The 13288-nt window shown below is 60.3% G+C and carries 11 protein-coding genes; 4 read left to right on the top strand and 7 right to left on the bottom strand.

What is annotated here, in order from left to right:
* Positions 1-9: 9 nt before the first annotated feature.
* The gene (locus AC6I6U_RS15650; RefSeq protein ID WP_497882807.1) at positions 10-1212 is read right to left on the bottom strand and encodes a mandelate racemase/muconate lactonizing enzyme family protein; all 1203 of its coding nucleotides are present in this window, start codon (positions 1210-1212) and stop codon (positions 10-12) included.
* A 162-nt stretch (positions 1213-1374) separates the two neighbouring features.
* Positions 1375-2415 (bottom strand): LacI family DNA-binding transcriptional regulator, encoded by a 1041-nt coding sequence (locus tag AC6I6U_RS15645; RefSeq protein ID WP_497882806.1) that lies wholly within the window; start codon positions 2413-2415, stop codon positions 1375-1377.
* A gap of 299 nt (positions 2416-2714) precedes the next feature.
* Here AC6I6U_RS15645 and AC6I6U_RS15640 point away from each other — a divergent pair, with 299 nt between their 5' ends.
* The 4 genes from AC6I6U_RS15640 (at position 2715) to AC6I6U_RS15625 (ending at position 7993) form a co-directional block, all read left to right on the top strand.
* Entirely contained in the window at positions 2715-3431 is a 717-nt protein-coding gene (locus tag AC6I6U_RS15640) for a gluconate 2-dehydrogenase subunit 3 family protein (RefSeq protein WP_497882805.1), read from the top strand.
* A gap of 90 nt (positions 3432-3521) precedes the next feature.
* Positions 3522-5297: a GMC family oxidoreductase gene (locus tag AC6I6U_RS15635; protein ID WP_497882804.1), complete on the top strand. Its 1776-nt coding sequence runs from the start codon at positions 3522-3524 to the stop codon at positions 5295-5297.
* Between the two features lie 11 nt (positions 5298-5308).
* Positions 5309-6616: a c-type cytochrome gene (locus tag AC6I6U_RS15630; RefSeq protein WP_497882803.1), complete on the top strand. Its 1308-nt coding sequence runs from the start codon at positions 5309-5311 to the stop codon at positions 6614-6616.
* A gap of 126 nt (positions 6617-6742) precedes the next feature.
* On the top strand, positions 6743-7993 hold the full coding sequence (locus AC6I6U_RS15625; RefSeq protein WP_497882802.1) for an amidohydrolase family protein: 1251 nt from the start codon (positions 6743-6745) through the stop codon (positions 7991-7993).
* A 281-nt stretch (positions 7994-8274) separates the two neighbouring features.
* On the opposite strand, the gene AC6I6U_RS15620 is transcribed toward AC6I6U_RS15625, so the two are convergent.
* The 5 genes from AC6I6U_RS15620 to AC6I6U_RS15600 all read right to left on the bottom strand — a co-directional run bounded on the left by AC6I6U_RS15620 (position 8275) and on the right by AC6I6U_RS15600 (position 13130).
* On the bottom strand, positions 8275-8973 hold the full coding sequence (locus AC6I6U_RS15620) for a hypothetical protein (protein ID WP_497882801.1): 699 nt from the start codon (positions 8971-8973) through the stop codon (positions 8275-8277).
* 698 nt (positions 8974-9671) lie between these two features.
* On the bottom strand, positions 9672-10088 hold the full coding sequence (locus AC6I6U_RS15615) for a PAS domain-containing protein (RefSeq protein WP_497882800.1): 417 nt from the start codon (positions 10086-10088) through the stop codon (positions 9672-9674).
* A gap of 238 nt (positions 10089-10326) precedes the next feature.
* Positions 10327-11937, bottom strand: coding sequence for a methyl-accepting chemotaxis protein (locus tag AC6I6U_RS15610; RefSeq protein WP_497883036.1), 1611 nt, complete (start codon positions 11935-11937; stop codon positions 10327-10329).
* A 329-nt stretch (positions 11938-12266) separates the two neighbouring features.
* On the bottom strand, positions 12267-12674 hold the full coding sequence (locus AC6I6U_RS15605) for a hypothetical protein (protein ID WP_497882799.1): 408 nt from the start codon (positions 12672-12674) through the stop codon (positions 12267-12269).
* A 69-nt stretch (positions 12675-12743) separates the two neighbouring features.
* Complete coding sequence (locus AC6I6U_RS15600; RefSeq protein ID WP_497882798.1) at positions 12744-13130, bottom strand: response regulator; 387 nt, start codon at positions 13128-13130, stop codon at positions 12744-12746.
* Positions 13131-13288: the final 158 nt, after the last annotated feature.

Below are 13288 nucleotides of genomic sequence, written 5' to 3'. Positions count from 1 at the left end.
AGGCATCACTCAGCCGCGAGTTTCGCGAATGATCGCGTCCGCGCGACGTCGGACTTCAGGCCGCAACGCCGTACCCAAGCCAGGTAGTACGGGTGCCAATGCAGAGCCGGCATCGATCTGCGGAAGATGGGTCACCAACTCCCCGTACCAGGTCGACAGGGAAGCCCGAACCACTTCCTGCAGCACCGCAGTAGGCGCATGCAGCCCCAGGTGCAGCCCGGCGAACAGCGCCACCGGCCCCGTACAGTCATGGGGCGCCAGGGGCTTGTTGTAGGCCTGTGCGAGCGCGGCAATCTTGCGCGCTTCGGTAAAGCCACCACACCACACCAGGTCCAGCATCAGGTAATCGAGGCTGCCCGCCTTCAGCAGGTCCCGGTAGGCAGTACTGCCGCCCAGCGTTTCACTGGCGCAGATCGGTACGCGGGTGCGGCTGCGCAGGTCGGCCAGTGCCTGGGCATCGTCCATCTTGCACAGCGGGTCTTCTACCCAGTAGACATCGAAGGCTTCCAGCGCCTGGCAGATGCGCAATGCCGCCGTGCTGTCCCAGAGGCTGTGCAGCTCGCACATGATTTCAATTCGGTCGCCCACCGCCTGGCGAATCTGGCGGAACGCCTCGCAGCCCTTGCGCACTTCATCCAGGCTGATGCTGTTGGCGCCCTGCTGGCGGGCGAACTGATCGAACGGCCAGATCTTCATGGCCGTGTACCCCTCCTCCACCAGACTGACCGCCAAGGCGCCCGCGTCACGACTGAATGCCAGCTGATCGTCATAGGGGCCCTGGGCACGATCCGCCGCGGTGATTTCCCTACGCGCGCCCTGCTGGGTATTGAATTCGTAACCTGCGCAGGTGTTGTAGACCCGAATCCGCTCCCGACAGGCACCACCCAATGCCTCATGAATGGGAACCCCGTGGCGCTGCCCCTTGAGGTCCCACAACGCGATGTCCACGGCACTCGCGGCCCGTATCTCCGCACTGGCGCTGTGATAACCGACATAGGGCGTGGTGAGTTCAAGGGAAATCGCCTCGATGTGCCGGGAGTCCCGGCCAAGCAGTCCCGGGGCAATCAACTCGTGCACGGCCGCTTCAACGGTGGCCGCGCCTCGAAAGGTCTCCCCCAGGCCGACCAACCCCTCATCGGTTTCGATCTCCAGCCAGATCAGCTTCGGTCGTTCGGGCAGGCGCAGGGTTCTAACGCAGGTAATCTTCGACATTGTTCTTATCCTGAATCCGTTCGCGCAAATGGTATCGTTACCATTTCTAATAAAAACCTAGCGCATCGCTCGAAACAGAACAAGATAAATCAGGAAAAATATTGACAACCTGGAAAAATGATAACGCTATCCAGTAGCGCAATCATCGCGAAAACGACCGACCTAGACGGCCGGCCCGGTGCTGGCACGCTGTATGAGGCTGAAGCCGATATCAACGGTGGTCGGCGACTGGCTTTCGCCCTGCAGGCGCTCCAGCAGCAGCCTGGCGGCCGTGTCGCCCAGGGTGGCGCCATCGATCCTGACTGTCGACAGTGCCGGGAAGGTATGGGCGGCGAAGGCCATGTCGCCAAACCCCATGACCGCCAATTGCCCCGGCACGGCAATGCCGCGGGCAGCCGCCTCGGTCAGTACGCCATGGGCGATCGTATCGGAAGTGCAGACCACCACGCAGGGCTCGGGTGATTCCAGTCCCTGCACCTCAAGGAGCTGGCTCAACCCCTGGCGTCCCTGCTCCAGGGTGGGCAGGCCCTGCCAGGTTTGTCGATGCACGGTATCGATACCCTGCTCCGCCAAGGCCTGGATGAAACTGTTGGCACGGCGCATGCCCCGCGGGTCATCGACGGCGAACAGGGCGAACTGGCGATACCCCTGCCCAGCCAGCAAACGAGCGACATCGCGCCCTGCCTGCTCGTGGGAAAAGCCCACCAGCATGTCGATCGGCTCAGCGGACAGGTCCCAGGTTTCCACCACCGGCACGCCCGCCGCACGCAGGCGATTACGGCTGGTGTTCGTATGCATCGTACCGGTCAGGATGATGCCATCCGGACGACGACTGAGGATCACCTCCAGCAGTTCCTGCTCCTGCTCACTCTGGTAGCCCGACACCCCCAGCAACACCTGGTAGCCGGCCTTGGCCAAGCGGTCGTTGATGGCCTGGAAGGTGTCGGAAAAAATCGGGTTGGTCACCATCGGCAACACCACCGCCACCAATCGCGTACGGTTGGAACGCAATGCTCCGGCCAGTCGGTTGTGCACGTAACCGGTCTGCTCGATCGCCCGGCGAACCTTCAGGCGAGTGGGCTCACGCACCGCCTCAGGCTGGTTGAGATAGCGGGAAACCGTCATGGGGGCAACACCAGCCAGTCGCGCCACGTCACTCAAGGTGACCGTCGCTCGACCCTGCCCCTTACCGTCTGAAGACATATCCGCCCTACCCCGTGAATGCGCCAATGCTGAAGTCGAGCAAGAGTAGCCTGCAAAAATTTTGAAGGAAACCCGTCAAAATTCTCGTGGCGTGATGTTCTACCGCCCCCCTAGACTCGCCTCGCCTGGAGCCACGCAGTTCTCGGCCCTGTTTCGCACAGGCCGTTACCGCCCTGCCGACCCGATGCAGCATGTTCGGCGGGAACTGCGCCTGGGCAAATAACAATAACGCAAGCGTCACCCCCGACGCGGTGTGACAGCACCGCTCGCAGATGACGCACGTCCTGAGGATGATGGACATGAACAGACGTGAAGCCTTGATATCGCTTGTTCAACTGAGCGCCGCGGGCGTCATCGGCAGCGCCAGTGCTGGCGTGATACGGACCGATACCCACTTCCCCATCGGCACCCACGCCGACGCCCTGCCCAAGCCCCCGTCCCGGGGTGAACTGCAATACCTCACCGCAGCCGAAGCCAAGGAAGTGGCCGCCATTTTCGATAGATTGATTCCCGAAGATGAATTGGGCATGAGCGCCAGCCAAGCGGGCTGCGTGGTGTTTCTCGATCGGCAGCTGGCCGGCCCCTACGGCCAGGCCTCCAGCACCTACCGCCTCGGCCCGTACACCAAGGGCACCGCAGAACAGGGTCCGCAGTTCAGGCAGACACCTGCACAACGCTACCGTGAAGGCCTTGCACACCTGGGTGACTACTGCCAAAGCCACTACTCCAGCGCCTTCAGCGGGCTGACATCCAGCCAGCAGGATGAGCTGCTGCACGCCATGGAAGCCGGGAGCAACAACCTTCCAGCTGCACTCGACAGCGACTTCTTCGCGCTCATGTTGCAGAACGTCCGCGAAGGCTACCTGGCAGACCCGATGTATGGCGGCAACCGCGACATGGTTGGCTGGAAGCTGATCGGTTTCCCTGGTGCTCGCTATGACTACCGCCCCTATATCCACCGCAAGGGCATGGCGCTGGACCTGGAACCCGTGAGCCTGCTCGACAGGGCCGGCTGACCGCTCGATAGCCACGTAAAACAACTTATCTCCCGCGAGGCGGCCATGGCATCTGCCGGCACCCGGCTGCGTGCGTACCAAGGAAAACCCATGAAAACAGCAAGACCCAAAGCGGACGTGGTCATCATCGGCCTGGGCTGGTCAGGCTCGGTCATTGCCGAGGAACTGGCCCGGGCCGGGCTCAAGGTGGTGGCCATCGAGCGTGGTGCCTGGCGCGACACCGCCAGCGATTTTCCACCCTCGGTAGACACCGACGAGTTGCGCTGGGCAACCCGCAAGGAAATTCTGCAAGCGCCCAGGCTGGAAACCTACACCGTGCGCAACAACGCCAGCCAGCAAGCCCTGCCGGTACGCGAGTGGAGCAACCTGACCCTCGGTAACAATGTCGGCGGAGCAGGCACCCACTGGGCCGCCGCGTCCTGGCGCTTCAATCCCTTCGACTTCCAGCCCTACAGCAAGACCCTCGAACGCTACGGCAAGGGGCAACTGGCGCCGGGACTGCAGGTTCAGGACTGGGGCGTGACCTACGAGGAACTCGAACCCTTCTACGACCGCTTCGAACGCATCGCTGGCACCAGCGGCAAGGCCGGGGTCATCCAGGGCCAGGTGATGCCGGGTGGCAACCCGTTCGAGGGCTCGCGCAGCCGTGAATTTCCGACGCCCCCGCTGGTACCCAGCCATTGGAACGACCTCTTTACCGAGAAGACCACGCAGATGGGTTACCACCCCTTCCCGGTGCCTGCCGGCACGATCTCACAGGCCTATGTCAACCCGCTCGGCGTGCGCATGGGCCCGTGTACCTACTGCGGCTACTGCCAACTGTTCGGTTGCGGCAACTGGTCCAAGAGCAGCCCGAACGCCTGCGTCATGCCGGCCTTGATGCGCCACTCGACGTTCGAAATGCTGACCGAGACCGAGGTCCTGCATATCAACAAGTCGGCGGACGGCAAGACCGCCACCGGCGTGAGCTTCATCGACCAGAACGGCGTGGTCGGTGAGCAACCCGCCGACATCGTCATCGTCGCCGCCTACCAGCTCGACAACGTGCGCCTGATGCTGCTCTCGGGGATCGGCGAACCCTACGACCCGCGTACCCGCCGCGGCGTGATCGGGCGTAACTACAGTTTCCAGACGCTTTCCTACGCCTATCTCTGGTTCGAGAACGAGCACCTCAACCCATTCATGAACACCGGCTGCCTGGCCATCCAGATCGATGACTTCAACGCCGACAACTTCGACCATACCGGCCTGGGTTTCATCGGCGGCGCCGGCATTCAGTCGCTGTCCAACAGCGGCCTGCCCATCGGCATGGCAGGTGTCTTGCCCAAGGGCGCGCCGACCTGGGGCAAGGGCTGGAAAAAGGCCTTCCGGCACAGCTACCAGAACTGGGCGATGATCCAGGGCCAAGGCACCAGCTACGCCCACGAGGACATGTACTTCGACCTCGACCCCACCTACAAGGACAACTACGGTCGCCCGCTGATGCGCATGACCTTCGACTACAACCTCAACGACAAGCGCTCGGGGGAATTCATCCGACAGAAATGCGAGCAGATTGCCAACGCGGTAGGCGGCCGGCATATCGAGTCCTACAACTTTGCCGCTGATCACTACAGCCCCTTTCGTGCCAATGACTCCTCCCATACCAATGGCGGCGTGGTCATGGGCACGGACCCGAACACCAGCGCCCTGAACCGCTACCAGCAGTGCTGGGCCGCGCACAACGTCTTCGTACTGGGCGCCTCGTCGTTCCCCAACAACGGCGGCTACAACCCAACCGTGACCATTGGTGCCCTGGCGCTGTGGACAGCCAAGGCCATCATCGAGCAATACCTCAAGAACCCCGGCCCACTGGTTCAAGCGTGAAAGGAACTGTCATGACAAAAGCAACGAAACTGACAGCCCTCGCCTGCGCGGTGTCGGCTGCCCTGGGCATCGCCCTGTACCTCAATGGCAATACCTCGGCCGACAACGTCGCCGATGACCAGGTGACGGCAGTAAATGCACCCGCACCCGATCCGGCAGCCGTGGCGCGGGGCGCCTACGTTTCACTCCAGGGCGACTGCGCGGCATGCCACACAGTCCCAGGCGGCCGGGCCTTCGCGGGCGGGTACGGGTTGCAGACCCCCTTTGGCGTGATCTACTCGACCAACATCACCCCCGATCTCAAGACCGGTATCGGCAACTGGACCGAGCGGGACTTCTTCCGTGCCGTCCGCCATGGCCGGCACCAGAACGGGCAACGGCTCTACCCGGCGATGCCCTACAACGCCTACGTCAAGATCAGTGACGCCGACATGCACGACTTGTGGGCCTACATGCGTACGCTGCAGCCCGTCGAACAGTCCTCATCACGCAACACCCTGGGCTTTCCCTACAACATCCGCCACGCGATGCTGGGTTGGAACCTGCTGTTCTTCGACAACACACCGTTCGTGCCACAGCCTGGTCAGTCCGCGCAGTGGAACCGCGGGCGCTACCTGGTGGACGGCGCCGGCCATTGCGCGGCCTGCCATACGCCCAAGAACCTGCTCGGTGGCGACTTCGGCAGTTACCTTCAGGGCGCTGAGTTGCTGGGTAGCTACGCCCCGGAGATCACAGGGGATTCGTACCGAGGCCTGGGCAACTGGAGCAGCGAGCAGATCCAGGCGTACCTCAAGACTGGCGCCAACCATCAGGCGATTGCCTCGGGACCGATGGGCGAAGCGGTCGAATTCTCAACCCAGCATCTCAACGACCAGGATCTGGCGGCGATTGCCGACTACCTGAAATCCCTGACCGGATCCCGTACCCCTCGACCGCAGGCGTTGGCCGCCTCCGACCCGATCATGCAGCGGGGGGAGAAAATCTATGAATACAACTGCATGGCTTGCCACAACGTGGCCGGTGAAGGGATCAACGGCATGGTGACCGCTTTTGCGGACAACCCGGGGATCCGCACACCCAGCGGATCGAATCTGATCGCCACGGTCCTCAAGGGCGGCAAGGCCGTGGTCACCGACCACAACGTGACCGGTGCCGGCATGCCGTCGTTCGACTGGAAACTGGGCGATAAAGATATTGCCGCCGTGCTGACCTATATACGTAACAGTTGGGGCAATGCAGCTCCTGCCATTGGGGCGGAACAGGTCGCAGCAGCGAGGAAAACCCTGGAGGCGACCCCGCCTCTGCACAGCTCATACTGATTGAGGTAGACGCTCTTGAAATCATCCATGGCCGCTCTCCTGCTACTGCTCTGCTCTCCTGTGGCATTCACATCCGCCACAGAACCCTCCGATGCGCTCTTGATACAGGGTGGACGGATCATGACGATGGACCCGGCCATCGGTGACATTGAGGGCGGCGACATCCTGATCAGAGAAGGCCGAATCGTTGCAGTGGGCCGCAATCTGGAGCCGGGGAACGCACGACGTGTCGACGCTCGCGGCCAGTTCGTGCTGCCTGGTTTCGTGGATACCCATAACCACCTTTACGTGACCACGATGCGGGGACAGTTTCGAAACCGGCAAGGCCCGTTCTTCCCGGTCAGCTCGCGTCTGGCTGCGCAAATGACTGCGGACGATACCTACACTGCCATGTACCTGGGCGCATGGGAGCTCCTCGCCGGTGGGATCACGACCACCGGCGACTTTTTCGACAACGTGCTCTCACCGGCTCATGGCGAAGCCGGGGTACGGGCATTGGAAGACGCGGGTATCCGCGCAACGCTGTTCTACGGAGGGCCCGACAAGACTACCCGGACAATCATCGACCTCAAGCAGCTCCAGGCCCTGGTCCAACAACAAGGTGCCGATGGCCGGGTAAGGATGGGATTGGCATGGCGCCTGCCGCGCAACCGCGAAGACACCAGCAACTGGGCGCTACGCCAGCGCGAGTATGACGCGGCGCGCCACCTCCAGATACCGATCCAGGTTCACGTCAGTGGCGAAGCACAGCCGATGTTCGATGCGCTGATCAAGCGCAATTTCCTGTATCCGGGCCTTACGGTCGTCCACGCCACCGACGCCACCCCAGAACAGTTGCAGGCGCTGGAAAAGGCCGGTGGCAGCCTGGCGTTGACACCTGTCAGTGAACATCGCGTGGGGTACGGCCTGACCCGTCTTGATCATTTCAGCGCAGTCACCCGACAAGGACTGGGCATCGATGGAAATGCCCTGGCAGGCAGTGCCGACATGTTCACCAGCCTTCGTCTGGCGGCGCTGACCTGGAGTGGTGGGCTGCACAATGAGGCTGCTCCCGACCCACGCGCCCTGTTACGGCTGGCAACCCAAGGCGGCGCCGAGACGCTGGGGCGTGCCGATGAAATCGGTACGCTTACGCCCGGCAAGCGCGCCGACCTTCAAATCATCACACTTGATGAACTCAACCTTGCCGGTTTTAGCGGAGGCGATCCTGCAGCACTGCTGGTTTATTCAGCGCGGCCGGAGAATGTGCGCACTGTAGTGGTGGAGGGGCGCGTCGTGAAACAGGACGGCAGACTTCAGGGGGTCGATTTACCCGACTTGTTGCAGCGCTCCGCGAAATCCGCCATGCAAATAAGAGCGCGCGCCGCCAACCCTTGAAAATCTGATCGTGGCGGGTGATAGAGCCCTAAGTGGAGGATGTAGGGTTCGACCTGGTGGTGCGTGAGAGCACCCAGGATCGAGCCCCCACCAACTGCCGCGTTTCGTACAGGCCCTAGCCCAGTTCGCGGGCCAACTGCTCGCGGTCGAGCGCACCATCCCTTCGGGCAATGAAGGCACGCAACGACCTCCTTGCCGATGCCGGCTTCGCCGTGAATCCCATCGAAAACGCAGTCGGGAACGTCAAAAATCAGGGTGAGTTACCGGGAATTATCAATACATTAAAACTTAGCGAGAAAGTCAACCAACTTCCTATACTCTACCGACTCACTTGCGCAGTCATAAATACCCGAAAAACGCCTGATCAAATTTGAGTCAACAAACAAATAAGTGCCAACCGATTGATTTTGGACAAGGTAACTCGTCGCCGTCTGATTACAAGGAATACCGACAATCCCGGCATGTGTCTGTCTTGTTGCATGGAAAACGCGAAGAACCACAGAAGAGCTACCCATGATTTCTTCATATAAAAGCATCAGGTGACCAACTCTGGAGTTTCCATCCACGCCCAAAGCCCTGAGTTTTCCACCAACAGCGGACAGTACATTTCTCGCGACACCAATGGATGAATGGTCCTTCAATCCCGGCAGCAACTGGCGAATTATTTGATCGCCTACAACATCCTGACCGCCCCTGATTTCAATTTTCTTTTCATGACTTTGCATTTCAACAAAATAACCACAACCACTAATAATCCTCAACCATGCATCATAGTCAAACAGATCCTTCCCATTTTTACGCATCGCTTCGGTCATGGCACTCAGCATGACAGCTGCGCCCTTGAGCAAGGATCTGGAATCATCCCCTAACCGACCATCGAAGCTAGTCGTAGAAATAAAAATATTCCCAGTAGCGTTTAGCCGACACCCCACAACATCATCGTCGGATTTTTGAGCCGGCTGAATATCCAGTTTTTCCATTTCCCTGCCCCTATTTTATAAAAATAGCAACTAGCTCTACGCAAGCATAAGTACAAATCCCAGCTTGCCTCCACAAGCCAAGTCTCAACCACGCTCTCACGTTATACGCCTTGCCCCAAGAAAATTGAAAGGGAATTACTCAAGTGATTCGCGATGTCAGCTGAAACTCAACCGGTCTCCATGTCCCTCATAGGCAGATCACAGATTGAGTTCCTGTTGGCCTTCGAGAATGACTCTATCGATCTGGTACTTCACGTGAACCGAGGCCAGTCGGCATCTGCTCGTCAAAAACCCACCCCTCCAATAGATTGGCGTTCATCCGGGAACGGTCTGTTCGGCGCCAACGCGACAAAAAATCCCCGCACCCGTCGAATGCTTGAGCAACCGAATGGGCAACAGCGTGAAGCGGTATCGCTCGGCCTGACCAGCCCCCCCATCGATCGCCAAAGCGATCAATCCCTGCGTCAGCTCACCAGGCTCAAGCAGCTGTTGTCTTCCCCTCGTGTCGTGGTCATCGCATCAACCCTCGAAGGCTGCAGATGTCACCGCCCACCATGAATCACGACTGTTGATGACTGATTCAGGTTGAAGCAGCTTCTGTCCACTCGACCTTGCTGGACTCCCGCCACCTCACATCACTTCAGTTTCCGTATAAGTTAGCATAACCATGTTCAAGTCCAGCCCCATGGAATTCATCCTCATCCAGGATGCCAAGTCACTCCTCGGCGCCTAAACTTTCTACAGCCATACCACCTCGACAGACGCCCTGCTCTCCGCCCGGAGTTCTTCTGAACTGTCTGTAAATTGAAAGACTCTATTGGCAAGGCATATGGAAAGTCGCGTACCGCGCCAATCACCCGTGTCAGGCGGCCTTGCTTATCACGCACCGCACGCCCCCGCTCGCGACAACAGATGTAGCCCCGTTTTTTGTGCTGCATCCGGTACTCGAAGACATACTCCCCCTCCCCCTGGCTGCCAAGAGTCTCGCGGTCGAAGATTGCCATGATTTTCGGCAAGTCCTCTGGATGCGTGATGCCGACCTGGGCATCACAGCCCTCCGGCAGCTCGTGGGCAACGTAACCGAGCAGTGCCCGGAACTGATTGGAAAAGCGCATGCAACTGGCAGGGTCCTGCACTGCGTCACGTCGAAACGCTGATTCTAAACACGGACGCCAGGTGATTGCTTGTACGAGCCTGAAGCAGGCCTTGTTCAGGCCTGACACGTCAAGGGCACAAAAATCCTGGCCGAGTCCACACAACAGCGGAGCCCGCCGAGCCATGCTATGGCTCAGCGGGGGTCGTGCTTCGCCAATTGTCGAGTCGACTTCATCGCCTACGCCCATACTGCGTGCACTACAGCTTGAATTGCGCCACCATCCCATTCAGCCCGACCGCCAGGCGCGACAGATCTTGCGCCGCGGCATTGGTCTGGTTGGCACCCGCCGAGGTTTGCATCGCCAGGTCGCGGATGTTCACCAAATTGCGGTCCACTTCACGCGCCACTTGCGCCTGTTCTTCCGAGGCGCTGGCGATCACCAGGTTGCGCTGGTTGATCGAGGCGATGGTTTCGGCAATCACCTCCAATGCCTGGCCAGCGCCCTGGGCCACACCCAGGGTATTGCTGGCGCGGTCCTGGCTGCTTTGCATGGCGGTGACGGCGCGCTCGGTACCGGTCTGGATACCGGCGATCATCTGCTCGATCTCCTGGGTCGACTGCTGGGTGCGGTGGGCCAAGGCCCGTACTTCATCGGCCACCACGGCAAAGCCGCGCCCGGCTTCACCGGCACGAGCTGCCTCGATGGCGGCGTTGAGCGCCAGCAGGTTGGTTTGCCCAGCGATGGCGCCAATCACATCCAGCACCCGGCTGATTTCGTTGGCGTTGCTGGCGAGCTGTTCGATTTCGCCATTGGTTTGGGTGACGTCGGTGACCAACTGCTGGATCGAGGCCAGCGCCTGGTTCACCTGATCACGCCCTGCCTGGGTGCTCTGGTCTGCGTCCTTGGAGGCCTCTGCGGTGTTCACTGCGTTGCTCGCCACCTCTTCCACGGCAGCAGTCATCTGGTTCACCGCGGTAGCCGCCTGGTCGATTTCCGCGCTTTGCTGGTGCAGGCCGCGGCTGGCATCTTCGGTCACGGTGTGCAGCTCTTCCGAAGCCGAAGCGAGCTGGTCGGCGCTGCCGGCAATCTGCTGCAGCGTATCCTTGAGGCTGTTCTGCATCTGGTTCAGGGCTTCAAGCAATTGCGCCGGCTCATCCCGGCCGCGGACCTGGATGCCACGGCTAAGGTCGCCACCGGCTACCCGCTGCGCCACCGCAACGGCCTCGGCCAGGGGCGCAACAATACTGCGGGTGAGCAACATGGCGATCACCACGAGCGCCAGGATGATCAACACCAACATCACCCAGATAATCATCTGGGCGCGCTCAGCGACGAGGCTGCTCTGATTGGATGCGTCTTCAGCGCCCTTGCTGTTGTAGACGATCAGGGCGTTCATGGCTTTCATCATCGCGTCGGCGCTTTGGCTGATCGGCCCGCCGATCAGTTGCCTGGCATCCGCCGTACGGCCTTCACTCACGGCACGCAGCACGGGTTGCTGCTGCGTCAGGTAGCTTTGGTAGGCGACAGTAAAGGTGTTGAACAACGCGCGGTCATCGGCTTCGATGATGAGGTCTTCATAGTCCTTGAGACTGGTCTTGAGCCGCTCGGCAGTCTCTTGCAGCATGCCCAGGTTGCGTTGGCGGCCGTCGAGGCTTTCATCCAGGATGGCGCGCAGGGTGACCGCACGAGAACGACCCAGTTCGCTGCTGATTTCACTCAGGGACACCACGGCCGGCATCCAGGTCTCGCGAATGGCGTCGGTGGCGCTGTCCATGCGATGGGTCTGGTTCAGCGAGAGCAGGCCCATGGCCAGGACACCGGCGCCGAGTAGAGCAAACAGCAGCGCTGCGCGTTTTCCGATTTTCATATTGCGTAACAGCATCGAACATTCCTTGACGAAAGCAGGCAGGCGTCAAGAACGCGGGCAGCGCCATTCCTGAGGCGCTGCAACAAATGAGTTAAGAGGTCATCGGCCAAGCACAAATTATTTTTTCATATGATGTCACAAGGCCATAAACCCAGTCCAGATCGTAGGAATGTAGGACAGGCTGACAACATGCACATCGCCGTCAGGCCGGCAGGCCCTCTTCCCATGCTGGAGGAGCGCGCCGCTGGCACCAGCGGCTGACCACTTTCTGTGGAGGAACGGGAAGCGCCGCTTGCCGTCTTGCGTAAACCTGTACGGGTTGGATCGGCTCAGGCAACACTCTTGCGCAGCGTGTCCAGGCGAACCTGATAACTCCTGGAGTCGGCAACCCCCAGGCAACCCATGCGCTCGAAGTTCTGCAAATGCGTGAGCAGTGAATCAATCGCGCCTGGCTCGGCCTCAACCACTCTGCGGCACAGCGCTCCCAGCATGACCGCCGCGAGCTCTGGGTTGTCGAGCCGCGTAGCATCAAAGGCACCGGCGATCTCGAAGGCCAGGGTTCCGAGCGCAGGGTTGATCGCCTGGAGCCTTCTCAGCTCCATGTGTTGCTTCACGCTCAAAGGCAAAGGCATCGCGACTCCGTCACGTCGATATTTTGGCGCCAATGGAATTACATCATAGCCCCACAAGACGACGTCTTGCGAGCGCTGCGTTGCACCGGGACTGCTATCGTTCATCCGGGAAGACACGCCTGGAGCGGAAACAGGCAAGGTTTCGCAGGGTTCAATCGCTCAACACTTGCCGGGTTACTGCGGGTTGCCCGCCTTTGCGGCAATCAATTGCGAGAACTTCTCCAGGGACCACGGCTTGGGAAAGAACGTGACTCCAGGGCCGAGCTGGGGAGACGCATTCATGTATCCCGAGGTCAGGATCACCGGAATCTGCGGGTAGCTTGCCGAAACAGTGAGTGCCAGATCCCCGCCAGTGATCTGTCCCGGCATGCAAAAGTCCGTGATCACCAGGCGCGTCTTGCCGTGCCCCGTCGAGATGAACGCCAGGGCATCGTCCGCCGAGGTGAAGGGACGCGGATCGAACCCCAGCTCGGCCACCAGCTCCACCATCAGGTCAAGCAGCATGGGCTCATCCTCGGCAATGACGATCGTGAGCGCTGGGGAGGTTTGAAGCAGGGACATGGTCGGGCACCCAAGGGAAAGTGGCCATTTGGTCATATGGAAACGAGATCGTTCCAAACTATTTTCAACATCGCGTGTAATTTTTTCACAGCCTGTGGCTCCAAGGTGTCTGGAACCCAGCCCTTGTTATCTTCGGCCGGCTCCAGATCTTTAGCTCA

This window comes from Pseudomonas sp. UTLPPB19802 (assembly GCF_059730225.1).
This window is presented reverse-complemented; position numbering and strand designations above follow the sequence as displayed.

Bases quoted from the DNA above. Each gene is read 5' to 3' on its own strand.
- AC6I6U_RS15645 (WP_497882806.1), bottom strand. From the start codon at position 2,415: ATGTCTTCAGACGGTAAGGGGCAGGGTCGAGCGACGGTCACCTTGAGT.
- AC6I6U_RS15600 (WP_497882798.1), bottom strand. From the start codon at position 13,130: ATGTCCCTGCTTCAAACCTCCCCAGCGCTCACGATCGTCATTGCCGAG.
- AC6I6U_RS15630 (WP_497882803.1), top strand. From the start codon at position 5,309: ATGACAAAAGCAACGAAACTGACAGCCCTCGCCTGCGCGGTGTCGGCT.
- AC6I6U_RS15615 (WP_497882800.1), bottom strand. From the start codon at position 10,088: ATGCGCTTTTCCAATCAGTTCCGGGCACTGCTCGGTTACGTTGCCCAC.
- AC6I6U_RS15625 (WP_497882802.1), top strand. From the start codon at position 6,743: ATGGACCCGGCCATCGGTGACATTGAGGGCGGCGACATCCTGATCAGA.
- AC6I6U_RS15640 (WP_497882805.1), top strand. From the start codon at position 2,715: ATGAACAGACGTGAAGCCTTGATATCGCTTGTTCAACTGAGCGCCGCG.
- AC6I6U_RS15650 (WP_497882807.1), bottom strand. From the start codon at position 1,212: ATGTCGAAGATTACCTGCGTTAGAACCCTGCGCCTGCCCGAACGACCG.
- AC6I6U_RS15605 (WP_497882799.1), bottom strand. From the start codon at position 12,674: ATGAACGATAGCAGTCCCGGTGCAACGCAGCGCTCGCAAGACGTCGTC.
- AC6I6U_RS15620 (WP_497882801.1), bottom strand. From the start codon at position 8,973: ATGGAAAAACTGGATATTCAGCCGGCTCAAAAATCCGACGATGATGTT.
- AC6I6U_RS15635 (WP_497882804.1), top strand. From the start codon at position 3,522: ATGAAAACAGCAAGACCCAAAGCGGACGTGGTCATCATCGGCCTGGGC.
- AC6I6U_RS15610 (WP_497883036.1), bottom strand. From the start codon at position 11,937: ATGAAAATCGGAAAACGCGCAGCGCTGCTGTTTGCTCTACTCGGCGCC.